Annotated in this window: 15 protein-coding genes and 3 pseudogenes; 10 read left to right on the top strand and 8 right to left on the bottom strand. The window is 53.5% G+C overall.

Going from position 1 to position 16,349, the window contains the following annotated elements:
* Positions 1-9: 9 nt before the first annotated feature.
* Complete coding sequence (locus tag HV213_RS31530; RefSeq protein WP_000110241.1) at positions 10-1,218, bottom strand: type II restriction endonuclease; 1,209 nt, start codon at positions 1,216-1,218, stop codon at positions 10-12.
* A gap of 159 nt (positions 1,219-1,377) precedes the next feature.
* Positions 1,378-1,473: pseudogene (locus HV213_RS33650) on the bottom strand (NTP-binding protein); the annotation flags it as partial.
* Positions 1,474-1,555: 82 nt separating this feature from the next.
* Here HV213_RS33650 and HV213_RS31535 point away from each other — a divergent pair.
* The gene (locus HV213_RS31535) at positions 1,556-2,260 is read left to right on the top strand and encodes an IS6-like element IS26 family transposase (RefSeq protein ID WP_001067855.1); all 705 of its coding nucleotides are present in this window, start codon (positions 1,556-1,558) and stop codon (positions 2,258-2,260) included.
* Here the strand turns inward: HV213_RS31535 and HV213_RS31540 are convergent.
* From HV213_RS31540 to HV213_RS31560, 5 genes are all read right to left on the bottom strand, one after another.
* Positions 2,151-4,022 (bottom strand): dynamin family protein, encoded by a 1,872-nt coding sequence (locus HV213_RS31540; RefSeq protein ID WP_228288648.1) that lies wholly within the window; start codon positions 4,020-4,022, stop codon positions 2,151-2,153. The two genes, HV213_RS31535 and HV213_RS31540, sit on opposite strands and share 110 nt — an antisense overlap.
* Positions 4,019-4,477: a hypothetical protein gene (locus HV213_RS31545; RefSeq protein ID WP_020804892.1), complete on the bottom strand. Its 459-nt coding sequence runs from the start codon at positions 4,475-4,477 to the stop codon at positions 4,019-4,021. Before HV213_RS31545 ends, HV213_RS31540 begins: the two co-directional genes overlap by 4 nt.
* A 10-nt stretch (positions 4,478-4,487) precedes the next feature.
* Positions 4,488-5,351, bottom strand: a complete 864-nt coding sequence (locus HV213_RS31550; RefSeq protein ID WP_020804894.1) for a GTPase — start codon at positions 5,349-5,351, stop codon at positions 4,488-4,490.
* Between the two features lie 55 nt (positions 5,352-5,406).
* A complete protein-coding gene (locus HV213_RS31555) occupies positions 5,407-5,631 on the bottom strand; it encodes a hypothetical protein (protein WP_223878977.1) in 225 nt (74 codons plus the stop codon).
* Between the two features lie 228 nt (positions 5,632-5,859).
* Complete coding sequence (locus HV213_RS31560) at positions 5,860-6,564, bottom strand: IS6-like element IS26 family transposase (RefSeq protein WP_001067855.1); 705 nt, start codon at positions 6,562-6,564, stop codon at positions 5,860-5,862.
* Here HV213_RS31560 and HV213_RS31565 point away from each other — a divergent pair.
* From HV213_RS31565 to HV213_RS31595, 6 genes and pseudogenes are all read left to right on the top strand, one after another.
* Positions 6,555-6,764, top strand: coding sequence for a hypothetical protein (locus HV213_RS31565; protein ID WP_181486554.1), 210 nt, complete (start codon positions 6,555-6,557; stop codon positions 6,762-6,764). The genes HV213_RS31560 and HV213_RS31565 overlap by 10 nt on opposite strands.
* Positions 6,751-8,376: a GTPase gene (locus HV213_RS31570; protein ID WP_020804893.1), complete on the top strand. Its 1,626-nt coding sequence runs from the start codon at positions 6,751-6,753 to the stop codon at positions 8,374-8,376. Before HV213_RS31565 ends, HV213_RS31570 begins: the two co-directional genes overlap by 14 nt.
* A gap of 201 nt (positions 8,377-8,577) precedes the next feature.
* Positions 8,578-9,070 (top strand): annotated as a pseudogene (locus tag HV213_RS33430) (hypothetical protein).
* Between the two features lie 30 nt (positions 9,071-9,100).
* On the top strand, positions 9,101-9,562 hold the full coding sequence (locus HV213_RS31585; protein ID WP_020805464.1) for a hypothetical protein: 462 nt from the start codon (positions 9,101-9,103) through the stop codon (positions 9,560-9,562).
* Between the two features lie 68 nt (positions 9,563-9,630).
* Positions 9,631-10,611 (top strand): IS5-like element ISKpn26 family transposase, encoded by a 981-nt coding sequence (locus tag HV213_RS31590; RefSeq protein WP_000019445.1) that lies wholly within the window; start codon positions 9,631-9,633, stop codon positions 10,609-10,611.
* A gap of 102 nt (positions 10,612-10,713) precedes the next feature.
* A pseudogene (locus HV213_RS31595) lies at positions 10,714-11,373 on the top strand (helix-turn-helix domain-containing protein); the annotation flags it as partial.
* A gap of 32 nt (positions 11,374-11,405) precedes the next feature.
* Here HV213_RS31595 and HV213_RS31600 read toward each other — a convergent pair.
* Complete coding sequence (locus HV213_RS31600; protein ID WP_023307208.1) at positions 11,406-14,303, bottom strand: Tn3-like element Tn5403 family transposase; 2,898 nt, start codon at positions 14,301-14,303, stop codon at positions 11,406-11,408.
* A gap of 94 nt (positions 14,304-14,397) precedes the next feature.
* On the opposite strand from HV213_RS31600, the gene HV213_RS31605 reads away from it, so the two are divergent.
* The 3 genes from HV213_RS31605 to HV213_RS31615 all read left to right on the top strand — a co-directional run bounded on the left by HV213_RS31605 (position 14,398) and on the right by HV213_RS31615 (position 16,328).
* The gene (locus HV213_RS31605) at positions 14,398-15,003 is read left to right on the top strand and encodes a recombinase family protein (protein ID WP_000509966.1); all 606 of its coding nucleotides are present in this window, start codon (positions 14,398-14,400) and stop codon (positions 15,001-15,003) included.
* 733 nt (positions 15,004-15,736) lie between these two features.
* Positions 15,737-16,066 (top strand): type II toxin-antitoxin system RelE/ParE family toxin, encoded by a 330-nt coding sequence (locus HV213_RS31610; protein WP_000493286.1) that lies wholly within the window; start codon positions 15,737-15,739, stop codon positions 16,064-16,066.
* A complete protein-coding gene (locus HV213_RS31615) occupies positions 16,047-16,328 on the top strand; it encodes a helix-turn-helix domain-containing protein (protein ID WP_000780222.1) in 282 nt (93 codons plus the stop codon). The genes HV213_RS31610 and HV213_RS31615 overlap by 20 nt, the downstream gene beginning before the upstream one ends.
* Positions 16,329-16,349: the final 21 nt, after the last annotated feature.

The following is a 16,349-nucleotide window of genomic DNA, read 5'->3' on the forward strand; positions in this document are numbered from 1 at the left end:
GGAGATAATCTATGGAATATCTGCGTAAAGCCCTGTCAGCTCAGCAATAAACGCACCTAGCGTCATTAGCTCAGCTCTCACCGCCTCCGGGTATTTTTTGTGCAGCGATGATGGCACGACCAATCTGACACCCGACTCCCGCATCTCCCGATATTGAGCCAGAGAAACTCCCTCTTGGAGTGTAAACAGATGCACCTGATGAATTTTATCGGCCTCATTCAGTATCTGACGCCAGCGATCCTTACAGGTAGTCTTGACTGCCAGCATGCGCAGATTTTCTACGGGAAACTCAGTATCGTGGTAAGCCCCTGCGGAAGGGAAAAGGAAATCGGGTTTTTTATTACCTTCTGTGATGGCCTGCGTCGCAAAGTGTCGCAGGCCGTGCTCAATGAATAGATGCTCCAGGTGCAGTTCCAGCGACTTCCCGGCTCTGGATTTACGGCGATTGCTGACAGAATTGGCCAGCGCAATAAATTCATCCACAGAGCCAAATCCTTTCCGGATGATATCCAGAACATGCAGTTCCTCAACCAATAGAAATATGTCGTACTCCACGCGCCGGCGGTCAAGAAGTTGCTCATCCGGATCAAGGGAATTTTTCACATAATGGCTGGCTGCATACTGAATAATTTCACTTCCCGACGGAAAGCGCAGGTGCCAGTCTTCAGGTAGAATATATTTATGATTTACTGGCGCTTGCTGTAGAGATAGTCCGCCTAGAATCTGTCCTGCGGGGCCGGATATAAGCGCTCCGGGTATAACTTCACCAATAGCGGTCTCAATGACGTCCTCTTCATCAGTGCTGGCGCATACCCAAATATTTACTTCCTTACAGTCCCCCCCTTGCTCATCAAGCTTGAAAGCCAGGAGCGTCAGAGCCCCTGTATTTTCAGGATTCTGAAGTGGGCTGCCTCTACCCCAGCGGGTAATCCTTTTTTCATTCCGGGTTTTACCAAAATGACGGCTGTTATAATAAATTGCCCGGGCTTCGCTGTCAGGGCAATCATGCGATGACACATGTGCGGTGAGAAAAACCGAAGGGTTCAGTTCACGGGTATGGTTGATAGACGGAAAGAGTTTTTCAACGATACCTGAAGGGATATAAAGCCCTACCTGGTGACCACCTGTTGCGCCGGTATCGTTGGCGGAAAGGCGTTTGATGTAGACGAAGTAATTCTCACATGCGATCTCAAGTAGCCAGTTGTGGAAAACCGACATAAGCATCCCCTGTTACCCTGAAACTCTACTCACCATTTTTTCATGATTATATACAAACAGCCAGAAAGGCTGTTACAGACGATTTGATCTGCAACCTATTGGTTAAATTAATGTATCAAAAACGATGGTTTTTGTGACAGTCTTGAAAAGTCCTGACTTGTCATTTTCAGAAGACGACTGCACCAATTGACGGGGCGTAACGCCAGATGTGCAGGCGACTCCTGACAACGCAATATCAGAAGTCATCTGCACCAATCTCGACTATGCTCAATACGGCACTGTTGCAAATAGTCGGTGGTGATAAACTTATCATCCCCTTTTGCTGATGGAGCTGCACATGAACCCATTCAAAGGCCGGCATTTTCAGCGTGACATCATTCTGTGGGCCGTACGCTGGTACTGCAAATACGGCATCAGTTACCGTGAGCTGCAGGAGATGCTGGCTGAACGCGGAGTGAATGTCGATCACTCCACGATTTACCGCTGGGTTCAGCGTTATGCGCCTGAAATGGAAAAACGGCTGCGCTGGTACTGGCGTAACCCTTCCGATCTTTGCCCGTGGCACATGGATGAAACCTACGTGAAGGTCAATGGCCGCTGGGCGTATCTGTACCGGGCCGTCGACAGCCGGGGCCGCACTGTCGATTTTTATCTCTCCTCCCGTCGTAACAGCAAAGCTGCATACCGGTTTCTGGGTAAAATCCTCAACAACGTGAAGAAGTGGCAGATCCCGCGATTCATCAACACGGATAAAGCGCCCGCCTATGGTCGCGCGCTTGCTCTGCTCAAACGCGAAGGCCGGTGCCCGTCTGACGTTGAACACCGACAGATTAAGTACCGGAACAACGTGATTGAATGCGATCATGGCAAACTGAAACGGATAATCGGCGCCACGCTGGGATTTAAATCCATGAAGACGGCTTACGCCACCATCAAAGGTATTGAGGTGATGCGTGCACTACGCAAAGGCCAGGCCTCAGCATTTTATTATGGTGATCCCCTGGGCGAAATGCGCCTGGTAAGCAGAGTTTTTGAAATGTAAGGCCTTTGAATAAGACAAAACGCTGCCTCATCGCTAACTTTGCAACAGTGCCCTCCAGCATGACCGTTACCGCGCCCAGCTCGCGTTCAGCCCGCTGGCTTAACACTTTGCGGGTTTTTAACGCCACCTCCACGCGGTTATCGCCGACTTCGATATCTTCATATTCGGTTGAATTGAAATTCTCTCCAATTTTGCCGCCACCGTAGCCGCCCACCATGCCACCAAGTAAACCGCCGATGCCGGCACCGATAGCCGTTCCAATACCCGGAATGATGCTTCCCGCGAAGGCACCGATCGCCGTGCCGACGGCCGCCCCGCCGGCTTTACCGACGTTTTCCCCCAGACGTGAGTTAAAAGCGATGCGCTCTGTACGCTTTTCAAAACCCGGTATCGCCTCGTCAATCACATCCAGTTGATTGAGGTTAAGCGTCAACTGGTCGAAGCCCTGCTGAACCTGTTCAAGCAGCGCCGTTTTGCTGGTCGCGATCTCATCTTCCCACACTCTGGCGCAGTGCGACAGGTACTGGCGGTTATCCATCGCGTAACGTTCAATCAGACGTTCGATTTTTGGCTTAAGCCGCTCCTCCAGCTCAAGACAGAGGCGTTCACACTCCTGATGCAGTTTTTGCGCGGCGTCATCCAGTCCGGCGGACACTTCATTCAACAGCGCGATGATCTCATCGCCACTGCGGGTCAGGTAATCGCAAACATTTTTGTGGTTAATCAGCGGGGTACGTTGTTTCATCCTGATGCCATCGGACTGCGCGATCCGAGCAACGGTTTCGGCAAACGTCTCTAAACCGCTCTCCTGCCAGCGCGCGTTGCGCTCAGTTTCTGCGCCTTGTCGCGCATACTCGACCGAGATGGATTGCACCGTGACGCCAACTTTATGGCTGTCCACCAGAGCAGAAAGCGACTCGCTGACATAGTTTTCCTGATCGACGCGATCGGCATCTGACTTCATGATCAGTTGAGAAACGGGATTACCTTCATCATCTTCATCTTCATCGATAATGTCGCTGGCCGGGATTAGCACCATCATCGGCTTGTTCTTCTCAACAACTTCGCGCATCACCTCCAGATCGCTTTTCCTGCCGGGGCTGCTGGAACTGGTCAGATAGATGATAAGGTCGGCGGCATCGCTGTACTCCTGCGCCAGCCTACCATTCTCAGCGGTCACCGAGTGAATTCCGGGCGAATCAATCCAGGTCAGTCCAGGCAGGGTGAAACCCTGAATAGCGCTGGTAGTTTCCGATACGCCGACGGAAAAGTGTTGCTGGCGTGCCATTTTTTCTGCCGACATCTTTTCTGTTGTACCGCTATCAACTTCACAAAAGAAGGCGGGTTTCGGTTCGACTTGGCTTTTCAGCGCTGCATCCGGGCAGGGATGGCCCCAGGCAATAAAATTGCCAAAGGAGGATTTACCGGCTTTGACTTTACCGTAAACGTAGACCATCAACGCATCATCAAACTTCTGACGAAAAATGTTTTTTCGTTGATAGCTGAGCATCTCCCCGACCTGAAGACGCAGCATCTCACGCAGCTGCGCAGTGTGGTCTTCAACAAACTGCAAAAAGGGATGGTCACGTCGGAGTGCGCTGTTGGCCCAGGGATCACGCTGTTGCGTGTCGGTGAGCGCCGCCAGCAGCGGGCTGATTAGCGCTTCGTACTGTTTGATCCTGTTGCCTGTGGCGCTAAAGCCTTCTGCCACCTGCGAAAACACGGCGAGCAGTTCATTACGATTGGCGGGTGAGGTAATCATTGATCCATCTCCTCAGAAAGACGCTGACTGAGTGCGAGCAGCTCCGCCATCTCTCCCTGCAACTGATGAATATGCATCTGCACCTCACTGTCGTTGCCGACATATTCCAGATCCGGTAACAGCGCCCGCAGTTTCGAGAAACTGTTATTCACCGTCGCCGGGGTGCTCAACGCATTTTCGAGATTGAACGCCGTCAGCGTGTGCCAGTCATCGGGCTGGGTGCGTTTCAGAAAAGCGGGATGATCGGCCAGCAGCCTCTTCAGGCCTTTGCGGGCATCCTGAACCAATGCCGCCTGGTTCAACTCCCGGTTACGCCTCTGCTCTTTTTCCAGCGCTTCGCGAGCCGCCGTTTCACGGCTGTTGCCGGTGTCAGATGAAGAAGATGAACTGCTGCTGTCTGAGGCGGCAACGGCTGTAATCACTGCGCCTACAACAGGAATAAGTAACCACCACATCGTTATTTCCTTAAATGTCAGATTTATTCTCATCAGGGATACGCTGACGCAGGGCGTTTAGCAGCTGTTTTGCTGCCTTGCGAAACGCCTTCTCCTCTTCTTTATGTTGCAGCATTAGTGCGCTCAACTTCTCTTCGCGCTGAGCAAGAGCCTCAGTGATAGCACCCTTGAGCATGATGTCGAGATGAACTTTTTCCAGCGCCCGCCCTGAGACGAGCGATGCATTGGCCCTACTGACACGGGTGGTGATGGCTGCCAGCAACTGCGGAATACCGCTGCGCTGAACCAGCCTAGGCTTATTCGTCAGCGTACCTTTAATAAAACGCGGGCTTGAGGTGACAAACAGCGGCAACTGTTCGGCAAAACGCGTGGAGAGAATCCGCGTAATGGAATCAATGCTCTCTTGCTGATGGGTTTCCACACTGTCAGCGTGGGTGAGCACCACAATCAATCGCTGCGGCAGAGCGGGGATATGGCGCATCAGCGTATCAAGAAAATCGAGTTCCACCTGCTCAAGCGTGCCGGTGCGCAGGGTATGGGCAAAAAGAACCGAATCCGCACGCAATATGCCACGCAAGGCGGTGTGATCATCGCTGTCACTGGCATCAATGCCTGGCGTGTCGAGCCAGTCAATGTTTTCCGTGGTCATTGACTGTACGTCTGCCGTGGTGCGACTCGCGCCGGTGGCGAAATACTCCTGTTCCAGGTGTCCGGTCAGCATATTCAGTAATGCGCTTTTCCCTGCATTCATCAGGCCGCAAATGGCAACCTGATGGGATGCTGAGGTCTGTCTGATACTTTCCCAACGCAGGTAGTGCTCAGCGAATGAAGGATCTTCTCTCTGCATCAGCGTCAGTCCGTCAATATTCCCCATTGTGAATCCTTGTGGTTGGCTCAACTTTTTTCTCTGTCAGTAACAAACTGGCAAACTAATCTTTGTCATGCGCTCTCTTTAACGGAGAGAAGTTCGGCGCACTGTCCAGCACCGACTGAATAAGTTCTTTATGCAGAGCATGATCCTGCAGCGCACTGGCGGAGAAGGGATTGCCGTGCAACTGTGCACGCAGGTTGTCCCAGCGCTGACTCAGTACCTGCCAGTTTTGTTCGTCATAGGTGCCTTTGAAAATCACCGGGCAGAAATCAATCGTGGGCAAGAAGTCGCCATGTTGGACTGACCCCACGCCCGTAGACAAATTCTGTCCTCACGACGAGACCAGCTCAAAGGCCTCTGGACTGACGCCACCGAGATGACTGGGTTCTGTCATATTAACGGAGGCAATGCCAGCAAAATCTGGCGTTGTCGATTATTCAGGCTACCAGTAAATAAAACGGCACTGTTGCAAAGTTAGCGATGAGGCAGCGTTTTGTCTTATTCAAAGGCCTTACATTTCAAAAACTCTGCTTACCAGGCGCATTTCGCCCAGGGGATCACCATAATAAAATGCTGAGGCCTGGCCTTTGCGTAGTGCACGCATCACCTCAATACCTTTGATGGTGGCGTAAGCCGTCTTCATGGATTTAAATCCCAGCGTGGCGCCGATTATCCGTTTCAGTTTGCCATGATCGCATTCAATCACGTTGTTCCGGTACTTAATCTGTCGGTGTTCAACGTCAGACGGGCACCGGCCTTCGCGTTTGAGCAGAGCAAGCGCGCGACCATAGGCGGGCGCTTTATCCGTGTTGATGAATCGCGGGATCTGCCACTTCTTCACGTTGTTGAGGATTTTACCCAGAAACCGGTATGCAGCTTTGCTGTTACGACGGGAGGAGAGATAAAAATCGACAGTGCGGCCCCGGCTGTCGACGGCCCGGTACAGATACGCCCAGCGGCCATTGACCTTCACGTAGGTTTCATCCATGTGCCACGGGCAAAGATCGGAAGGGTTACGCCAGTACCAGCGCAGCCGTTTTTCCATTTCAGGCGCATAACGCTGAACCCAGCGGTAAATCGTGGAGTGATCGACATTCACTCCGCGTTCAGCCAGCATCTCCTGCAGCTCACGGTAACTGATGCCGTATTTGCAGTACCAGCGTACGGCCCACAGAATGATGTCACGCTGAAAATGCCGGCCTTTGAATGGGTTCATGTGCAGCTCCATCAGCAAAAGGGGATGATAAGTTTATCACCACCGACTATTTGCAACAGTGCCTGCTGGAGAACGCCTTCTATGGCGATATCAAAGCCTGGGTGACAGAGATCCATACTGCTCTGACGTCATTACAACTGGAATTACGTAGCCAGCATCTGGCCCTGACAAAGGAGTTGCTTAACAATGAACCTGCCTGATTATCAACACGTTTTTGATGTTTACCATCACTGCCAGGAGACGCTCGAAGTGGGTTTACCTGCGGGTGAAGCGGCCTTGCTGGGCAAACGCCTGATGACGAAAAGCGAGCAATTGCAGCCAGTGATTATGGTTTACGGCGTCTATAACGCCGGAAAAAGCACCTTGCTGAACGCATTAATGGGCCGGGCTGATGCTGAGATGGCAGACAGGCCCATGACCGATCAGGTGACGGGCTATCAGTGGCGCGGCTATACGCTGTATGACACGCCGGGCATCGATGCTCCGCAAGAACATCAGCAAGTGACGGAAGCGCATTTGCGCGAATCCGATGTCGTGTTGTTCGTCGTCGCCACGGGAGGCGCGGTCGAGGAGCAATCGACCTGGCAGGCGCTGATCTCGTTGGTCGAAAAAGAGCGACGGGTCATGCTGATCGTCAACAATAAAACCGGCCTCAAACCTGAATCACATGAATATATTCATCTTGTCGATCAGCTCAGACAGCGGCTTCAGTATGCCGCCGACGAGGAACAGATCGACGATATACTCAGCAAAGTCAGTATTCATCTGGTGAATGCCCGTTCGGCACTCAAGGGAAGGCTTGAGCAGAAGTCAGGACTAATCAACTCAAGCGGGATCACCTTGCTGGAAGAGCAACTGTCGCAATTTTTGCAGGAAACCGATCAGTACAGCGTGCTCGATACCTGTTACAGCGACCTGCGTCAGGCCATTGATACCGCCCTGCTCTCGCTCGCGAAAATCGCCGCCAGTCCGGAAAGCGAGGCCTTGCAGGACGCCAGACTGCGCGTAGAGAGTGAGTGCGAGCGCCTGAGCCTGCAACTCCATGATCATTTAGAGAAAAACATTCAGAAGCATCAGCATGTCCTAGCAGGCACCATTGATGACCTGCTGGAAAACTGCCGCTCTAAGCACGTCTTTGAAGCGGATCTCAGCCGTGAACTGGAAGTGGTTTCAGATAAGATTTTCCAGCAACAGCAGGCATTACTGGAAAGTGAACTGCCCAAAACGCAGCGCAAGCTGGAGGACATTGGTGAAACCTTGCAGGTCGCCGAGATGCGGCAGGCTCAGGCCGAAAGTCCCGACGTAAAAGCTTTCCAGAGTGAAGACGAGGAATCTGCCTGGAAACAGGGCTTGAAGCAGGTGATGGGCCACAGCGACAAACTGGATGTGAATGCCCTTGCCGAAGCAGGCGCCAAAAAAGGGTTAGTGATTGCCAAAGATCTGTTGCCAAATCTGTTTAAAGGGATTGGGAAAAGAACCATCGAGCGCTGGGCCGCTACGGCAGGACGCTTAGCAGGCCCTGCCATTGCTCTGGGCGTGGGAGCCTGGAACATTTATCAGGCCGTGAATGAAAATGAAAAATTAAGACAGGCAAGACGTCGCCGTCGAGAAGCCGCAGAAGACACCGCCGCCACGCTGATGGATGGGCTGAAACAGGCGTGGCAGGGGGTGATTCGCGAGGTGGTGAATGAGATTTTCGAACCAGTAGACGCTTTCCTGAAACAGCGAAAAAACGAGCATCAGCAGCAGAGCGATCTCACCGCAAAACGCATTGAGGAATTAGAAACAGCCAAACGGGCTCTGTCGCATTAACGGAGGTAAGTCAGTAAAGCCTCGCGTTGTCGATTATTCAGGCTGCCAGTAAATAAAACTGCTCCGCAGGTATTAGACGTCAACTAGTTTTGCCGACTGGCGCCAACTATTCTGGCCGCATCCTTTAGTGCGACGTTAAGTCGCGCTGGTTACTGCCTTTGCCGTCTTTTTCCTGTAGCTTTCTCCCTTCAGTTCGAACATATATCCGAGGAGATCCAGACCGCTTCAGTACTTGATATTGAGCGGGTGCTGGAGCAGGGCGGCGACGCCCCGGTGTACGGGCCGAACCTGCGCGCCTCCTGCAGGCGCATGGAAGCCGCGGGCTGGCTGCGCACCCTGCGCGCTCCGAACCTGCAGCTGGCCGTCGAGCTGACGAAGGCCGGTCGCGGCATTGCAGAACCGCTCTACCAAGGCTGAAACGGCACGACAACGGCTGACAGACGTCCGGCGTCTGCCGTTACGCCAGATGGCTGCCGGCGACGCGGTGGAGCTGCAGCTGGGTGATGGCCGTTACTTCCTGCGGGAAGCGGCCTACGTGATCCGTCTGGACGGTACCACCTGCCTGCAGCTGACGGATGCCGGCGGCATACGCCGGATAAAAGAGGGCGATCCCCTGCAGGTGGCCACATGGTATCAGACCTGTTTTGATGCAGGCCTGCCGGTCATCGTCCAGGTGAATGAGAGCCGGGACTGATCGCCACCACACAAGGAACAGGAGCATAAAATGAAAGTCACTGAACCCAGACTGAATACGCTGATCGATAACCTGAACACCCTGATTTGTGAGGACAGCCTGCTCACGCGCAAGGAGCGTGAAACGCTGGTACTGGCCGTCGCCGCCATCGGCGCCATGAAAGCGCGCGTCGGCATGAAAAAGCCCGCGATACCGGCATCGTCGAAACCGAAGGAAGAGAAACAGGCACCTGTACCTGACCCACGCTTTCCGAATGCCCGCCAGGCCTGGGTGGCTGAAGAGGAAACTTTATTACTGGATGCGCTCGATGGCGTCCCGAATGATGATATTGGTAAGCATCTTTTCTGGCTTTCCGAGAAACTGGGGAGAACACCGTTCAGCGTCGCCTGCAAAATCGCGTCACAAAGACATTTGACAAATGGTTGGAAAGAGCAGTTCAGGGAAGTTTCTGATAAAATTCGTTTGTCCGGTCTGAGTATCAGTGAATATTAGGGAAGGTGCGAACAAGTTCCTGATATGAGATCATCATATTCATCCGGAGCGCATCCCAGAGGGACATCATGAGCCATCAACTCACCTTCGCCGATAGTGAATTCAGCACTAAGCGCCGTCAGACCCGAAAAGAGATTTTCCTCTCCCGCATGGAGCAGATTCTGCCATGGCAGAATATGACCGCTGTCATCGAGCCGTTTTATCCCAAGGCGGGCAATGGCCGACGGCCCTATCCGCTGGAGACCATGCTGCGTATTCACTGCATGCAGCATTGGTACAACCTGAGCGACGGTGCCATGGAAGATGCCCTGTACGAAATCGCCTCCATGCGCCTGTTTGCCCGATTATCCCTGGATAGCGCCCTGCCGGATCGCACCACCATCATGAATTTCCGCCACCTGCTCGAGCAGCATCAACTGGCCCGTCAATTGTTCAAGACCATCAATCGCTGGCTGGCCGAAGCAGGCGTCATGATGACCCAAGGCACTTTGGTGGATGCCACCATCATTGAGGCACCCAGCTCTACCAAGAACAAAGAGCAGCAACGCGATCCGGAGATGCATCAGACCAAGAAAGGCAATCAGTGGCACTTTGGCATGAAGGCCCACATTGGTGTCGATGCCAAGAGTGGCCTGACCCACAGCCTAGTCACCACCGCGGCCAACGAGCATGACCTCAATCAGCTGGGTAATCTGCTTCATGGAGAGGAGCAATTTGTCTCAGCCGATGCCGGCTACCAAGGAGCGCCACAGCGCGAGGAGCTGGCCGAGGTGGATGTGGACTGGCTGATCGCCGAGCGTCCCGGCAAGGTAAAAACCTTGAAGCAGCATCCGCGCAAGAACAAAACGGCCATCAACATCGAATACATGAAAGCCAGCATCCGTGCCAGGGTGGAGCACCCGTTTCGCATCATCAAGCGGCAGTTCGGCTTCGTGAAAGCCAGATACAAGGGGCTGCTGAAAAACGATAACCAACTGGCGATGTTATTCACCCTGGCCAACCTGTTTCGGGTGGACCAAATGATACGTCAGTGGGAGAGATCTCAGTAAAAACCGGAAATAACGCCAGAAATGGTGGAAAAAATGGGTCTTCCCTTGTTGTGGTGGCTAAAGGCATGATAATGGCGTATTAATTCGCCAGAGGTCACCACCATGGACGAAAAGTCCCTCTATGCTCATATCCTCAACCTGTCTGCTCCGTGGCAGGTAACGTCTCTTTCTCTCGATGAAAATGCGGGGTCTGTTACCGTTACTGTCGGGATCGCTGAAAATACTCAGTTGACCTGTCCGGCCTGCGGGAAATCCTGTCCTGCTCACGATCACCGGCATCGCAAATGGCGTCATCTCGATACCTGCCAGTTTTCAACGATAGTCGAAGCCGATGTCCCCCGCATTATGTGCCCGGAACATGGTTGCCTGACGCTGCCAGTTCCGTGGGCGGGACCCGGCAGCCGGTATACGTTGTTGTTCGAATCCTTCGTGCTCTCATGGCTGAAAATCAGTACCGTTGATGCTGTCAGGAAACAACTGAAACTCAGCTGGAATGCCGTCGATAACATCATGCAGCGTGCGGTAAAGCGAGGACTGGCGCGCCGACGGTTGCCCCAGTCTGCGCGTCACCTCTGTGTGGATGAGGTGAGCTTCAAAAAGGGTTATCAGTATGTCACCGTTATCTCGGATACGCAGGGACAAGCGCTTGAGCTAAGGGATGATCGTGGTGTTGAGAGTCTTGCCGGTTATCTCCGAAACCTGGGTGACCGCCAGCTCGAATCCATCAAAACCTTGTCGATGGATATGAACCCGGCCTATATGGGGTCGGTTCCGGCTGAGGGCGAAATGACACCCTAAGCTTTCGGTTCCTTGGGCCAAAGATATTCGCCAGTCAGTAGAATGTGCGCCCAGCCCAATGGGGATATGTGGGGAAGAAATTCAGGGGGAACATCCAACCCTTCGTTCCGCCGCTCCGTGACGGCATGACCAAGATGGACGGTATTCCAGTAAATGATCACCGCAGTCAATAAATTGAGCCCAGCGATTCGGTAGTGCTGCCCCTCTGTCGTGCGATCGCGAATTTCCCCCTGCCTCCCGATACGGAGCGCATTTTTGAGCGCATGGTGGGCCTCTCCCTTGTTAAGACCGATCTGAGCACGCCGCTGCATGTCCGTATCCAGGATCCACTCAATAATGAAAAGGGTCCGTTCAATACGACCAACTTCACGAAGCGCAACTGCAAGGTTGTTTTGTCGTGGGTAAGAAGCGAGCTTGCGCAGGAGTTGGCTGGGCCTGATTTTGCCAGCGGTCATCGTCGCGGCACAACGGAAAATATCAGGCCAGTTCGCAACGATAAGATCCTCCCGGGCTTTTCCACCTACCAACTTGCGTAACTCCCTGGGGGTCGTATCGGGATTAAATACGTACAACCGCTTCGATGGCAGATCCCTGATTCGCAGAACGAGATTGTAGCCGAGCAGGCTACTGGCTCCGAACAAATGGTCGGTGAATCCTGCTGTATCGGCATACTGTTCGCGAACATGGCGACCGACCTCGTTCATCAGTAGTCCATCGAGAATATACGGTGCCTCGCTCACGGTCGCCGGGATCGACTGACAAGCGAATGGCGCGAACTGGTCGCTTACGTGAGTATACGCTTTGAGGCCGGGAACAGAACCATATTTGGCATTGACCATGTTCATGACTTCGCCATGCCGCGCTGTCGGGAAAAACTGACCATCGCTCGATGCTGACGTGCCCATCCCCCAGACGCGTGACATCGGCAGTTTACCCTGCGCGGCCACCACAATTGCCAATGCCTGGTTCATGGCTTCGCTTTCAACATGCCAGCGGGCAAGGCGTGAGAGCTGCCAGTAATCATGCGTGTTTGTAGCTTCCGCCATCTTACGCAGGCCCAGATTGAGCCCTTCAGCGAGCAGGACGTTGAGCAGACCGATCCGGTCGCGACATGGAGCCCCGGTTCTCAGATGGGTAAACGCATCTGTGAAACCAAGGGCTGCATCAACTTCAAGCAGCATGTCGGTAATCCGAACGGACGGCATTCGGCGATACAGATCCAGTATGAGTGCCTCGGCACCATCCGGCACGTCTGCTGTCAACCTGTCGATCCGCAACGTTCCATCTTCTATGCTACCGTGCGGAATAGTGCCGTTACGGGCAGCCCGGGCCAGCCGCTTAAGAGCGATCGTGAGTCGCGCCTTTCTGTCTGCCAGCCAATCCTGTGGGTTGGAAGGCACGGCCAGTTTTGCATTTTCCTGCGCCGCGATCATCGGCACCAGTACCTGCTTGAGGTCACCATAGCGGCGCGAATGAGCGAGCCAGACATCTCCGGAACGAAAAGCATCCCGGAGGTGAAAGAGTACCGCCACTTCCCAAAGACGGGTATCTCCTTTTTCCTGAGCTCGTAAATGACGGTTCCATTTGGAGCTGGGCCGCAGGAAACGCCTTTCTGGCGATGCAACACCTTTCATCTCTCCGATCGACAAAGCTGCTGCTACCAATGGTCCGGCGACCGGCGCGGCTTCGAGCTTCAGACAGCGCAACATGCGGGGCGCATAACGACGAAAGCGATGGTATCCCTGCCCGACATATGCAAGAGGCTCATCGGCTAGCGTGTTGCTGAGTTGAGTCCCTGTCGCTACCAGTTGAGCGAGCCGGTCCCATGCAACCGAACTGGCGACAGCCATCTCCAGCGGGGTTCCGTCACTGCGGGCCTCAAGCAACGAAGCTCCCAGCGCGGTGAAGGTACGGATCGTATCCGTGAGTGTGGCTTTAGAGCCGGAAATTGTTTCGTCATGCTGGCGCTTCGCTTCCCGCCAGGTTTTTCCTACGATCCTGTCATGGGTTTCGACTATGGCATCAGCAATCGCCGCTTCCCACTCCACAACACAGACGGCAAGGATCGCCCAGCGGCGGTCCGAAGTGATGTCACGCAAACCGTCGGTGAAGTAGCGTTCACCCTGCCGACGCAGCCGGGCAATGCGATGGGCAGGTATGCTGGCCAAAGCACTATGATTGATATTCAGGGTACGCAGAAATTCGAGCCTGTCGAGCAAACGGTTAGCAGCAGCCGAGTTGTTACCAACCTCGAAGTTGCGAAGCCAGATGAAACGACTGATATTGCCGGCGAGCATTTCACTCAGAAGTTTGTCCAGGTGATCGCGAACATCCGCTGTTAAATTTTCCGCAATCCGCGTTTCAATCCGCCGCTCAGCGGCGACCAGAGCATCCGCGCACAAGCGCTCGATTGTCGATACTGCGGGCAGAATGGTGGAAGTTTCCCGACACCGCACAATAAAACGATGAGCAAGATCCTCGTTTGATCTGGCATCTTCGGCCTGGCCGAAAGTCCACTCCCGCAGATCACGGGCACCACGGCCCGTGAAGGTCTTGTAGCCGTAAATTTCGCGCAGCGTGTCCATGTGCTGCTGACGGGTTTGGCGCCGTGTGGCATAAGTGAGAAGCGCATCAGCCGGAACTCCAAGCTGAGCACCGACGAAGGAAAGGACTTCACGCGGGATCATCTCACCAGGAGCCAGTGCACGGCCCGGATATCGTAAGGCACAAAGTTGCAGGGCAAAGCCAATCCTGTTTTCCGGTCTGCGGCGCTGCCTAATGTTTTCCAGGTCATCATCGCCCAGCGTGTAGAACTTCAGTAGCGACAGTTCGTCCGTGGGCAGATCGAACAGCGCTGCTCGCTGCCGTTCGGTGAAAATATGGCGTCGTGACATACAAATTCGTCCCTTTTGAAGTATAGTCTGTTTTGGACAACAGCCAGCCCATATAAATCAGGGCGTTCCGATACAAAAATCCAGGAGGGTTCAATTGGGACATCGTGCCGCCATTTACTGCCGGGTTTCAACAGCGGATCAGTCTTGTGAACGCCAGGAATTTGATCTGCGAGCCTTCGCCGGCCGTGCCGGCTACGACGTGGTGGGAATATTTAAGGAAACAGGTTCAGGAACTAAACTCGACCGGGCCGAGCGAAAGAAAGTCCTGGCGCTTGCCCAGTCCAGACAAATTGATGCAATCCTGGTCACTGAGCTTTCCCGGTGGGGGCGCTCGACGCTCGATCTGCTCAATACGCTACGTGAACTGGAGAACTGGAAGGTTTCCGTGATAGCCATGAATGGAATGGCGTTCGATCTTTCGTCGCCGTATGGACGAATGCTGGCGACGTTTCTTTCCGGCATTGCGGAGTTTGAGCGGGATCTCATCAGCGAGCGGGTCAAGTCAGGCCTTGCTGTTGCGAAGGCACGTGGTAAGAGGCTTGGTCGTCAGGCCGGAGTGCGACCAAAATCAGACCGACTTTTGCCTAAGGTGGTTGCGATGAGGGCCGAGGGACGCAGCTATCGCTGGATCGCACGCGAGCTCGGTATCAGCAAGAATACCGTCGCTGACATCGTGCAACGACACAGAGCTAACGCTTAGGGTGTCATTTCGCCCTCAGCCGGAACCGACCCCTGTATAGCTTGTGGGTAAGTGATAATGAAGTGCAAACGAGATGGCGCAAATACTCTTTTGGTTTATCTTTTAATTACTTACGTATTAAAAGATAAACCAAAAAATAAAAGACATTACTGTTATCCCCTTTAAAAAGTGGATAACCGAACAGCATCGGCGCGAGCGCCTCAAAAGTAGCTCCCCACGCTAAAGCGCGGGGCATTCAGAACGGAATCCCTCGATGGCTAACAGCTCGCCTGTTAGCCATCGAGGGATTGGACAAATCCGGCCACGCCGGATACGTCAGCAAATATCGCTGAAGAATTAGCTTACACGCTCGTAAGCGGCTCTTACGACCCGCTAACGCGGAGATACGCCCCAACTGCGGCTTCGCCTTGTTGTGACCACTCCGACCGCGCACAAAAGCCTCTGAGCCGCTTTTAGCGGAATATGGCTTTGCAAGGTGAAGGGATGGATAGGCGATCCCTTTCGATCCCTCACTGGTATCGGCGGCTAACCCTCGGTGCTACCTGTCATTTCATCCTGCCGCCTTACATGCGCTAACGCGCATAAATCCCCGTTCCTCAGTGGAACGAAAACTCACGCTAACAGGGTAGTGACCGGGTAGCCACGATAACTGCCAACAAAATTAGCTTATAGGTTAATTCTACCTTGTCTGAAATTAGCCTATAGGTTAATATTAATAGAAATGGGAGGTCACATGTTTAGCGTTGTTTATCACCCGGAAGCCAGGGAAGAAGCCACAGCATTACCCGTAAAAATCAGGGTGAAGTTTGACCGTCTCATCGGCAAACTGGAGTATGACGCCCGATTACTGCGGGAGCCGGACACGAAGCCCCTGGGCGATGGACTTTTTGAGATCCGCACGATGGGGACGGACATAGCCAGGGGAATCTGGGTATACCACAAAGGCAATACCATCATCATGCTCCGTGTTTTCATCAAGAAGTCACAGAAAACGCCAGCGAAAGAAATCGATCTCGCCAAAAAGCGGTTAGCGGAGGTACTTAATGAAACTGGTAAGCCATAAAGAACTGCATAACGAGTGGATGCAGGACGATGAATATCGCGCTGCATGGCAGGAAGAAGAACGTAAGGAAAAGCTCAGGGAGCTGCTTGCTGAATGGCGCAAGCATGACAACCTGACAAAAGCGCAGGTTGCTGAACGCATGGGGGTTACACCTCCGGTTATTTCTCGCCTGGAAAACAACATCACCAAAGCCAGCATCGACACACTGACCCGCTACGCTCACGCCTGCGGCATCAAGAAACCTGTCATTGCCCTGTACTGAATAGCCAGCCCTCCGGGGCTG

Source organism: Klebsiella sp. RHBSTW-00484 (genome assembly GCF_013705725.1).
Taxonomy (GTDB): Bacteria; Pseudomonadota; Gammaproteobacteria; order Enterobacterales; family Enterobacteriaceae; genus Klebsiella.

What these genes read in the sequence shown, in the direction of transcription:
- HV213_RS31610 (WP_000493286.1), top strand. Translation starts at nt 15,737, where the DNA reads ATGTTTAGCGTTGTTTATCACCCGGAAGCCAGGGAAGAAGCCACAGCA.
- HV213_RS31570 (WP_020804893.1), top strand. Translation starts at nt 6,751, where the DNA reads ATGAACCTGCCTGATTATCAACACGTTTTTGATGTTTACCATCACTGC.
- HV213_RS31530 (WP_000110241.1), bottom strand. Translation starts at nt 1,218, where the DNA reads ATGTCGGTTTTCCACAACTGGCTACTTGAGATCGCATGTGAGAATTAC.
- HV213_RS31585 (WP_020805464.1), top strand. Translation starts at nt 9,101, where the DNA reads ATGAAAGTCACTGAACCCAGACTGAATACGCTGATCGATAACCTGAAC.
- HV213_RS31545 (WP_020804892.1), bottom strand. Translation starts at nt 4,477, where the DNA reads ATGTGGTGGTTACTTATTCCTGTTGTAGGCGCAGTGATTACAGCCGTT.
- HV213_RS31560 (WP_001067855.1), bottom strand. Translation starts at nt 6,564, where the DNA reads ATGAACCCATTCAAAGGCCGGCATTTTCAGCGTGACATCATTCTGTGG.
- HV213_RS31550 (WP_020804894.1), bottom strand. Translation starts at nt 5,351, where the DNA reads ATGGGGAATATTGACGGACTGACGCTGATGCAGAGAGAAGATCCTTCA.
- HV213_RS31535 (WP_001067855.1), top strand. Translation starts at nt 1,556, where the DNA reads ATGAACCCATTCAAAGGCCGGCATTTTCAGCGTGACATCATTCTGTGG.
- HV213_RS31565 (WP_181486554.1), top strand. Translation starts at nt 6,555, where the DNA reads ATGGGTTCATGTGCAGCTCCATCAGCAAAAGGGGATGATAAGTTTATC.
- HV213_RS31540 (WP_228288648.1), bottom strand. Translation starts at nt 4,022, where the DNA reads ATGATTACCTCACCCGCCAATCGTAATGAACTGCTCGCCGTGTTTTCG.
- HV213_RS31590 (WP_000019445.1), top strand. Translation starts at nt 9,631, where the DNA reads ATGAGCCATCAACTCACCTTCGCCGATAGTGAATTCAGCACTAAGCGC.
- HV213_RS31600 (WP_023307208.1), bottom strand. Translation starts at nt 14,303, where the DNA reads ATGTCACGACGCCATATTTTCACCGAACGGCAGCGAGCAGCGCTGTTC.
- HV213_RS31615 (WP_000780222.1), top strand. Translation starts at nt 16,047, where the DNA reads ATGAAACTGGTAAGCCATAAAGAACTGCATAACGAGTGGATGCAGGAC.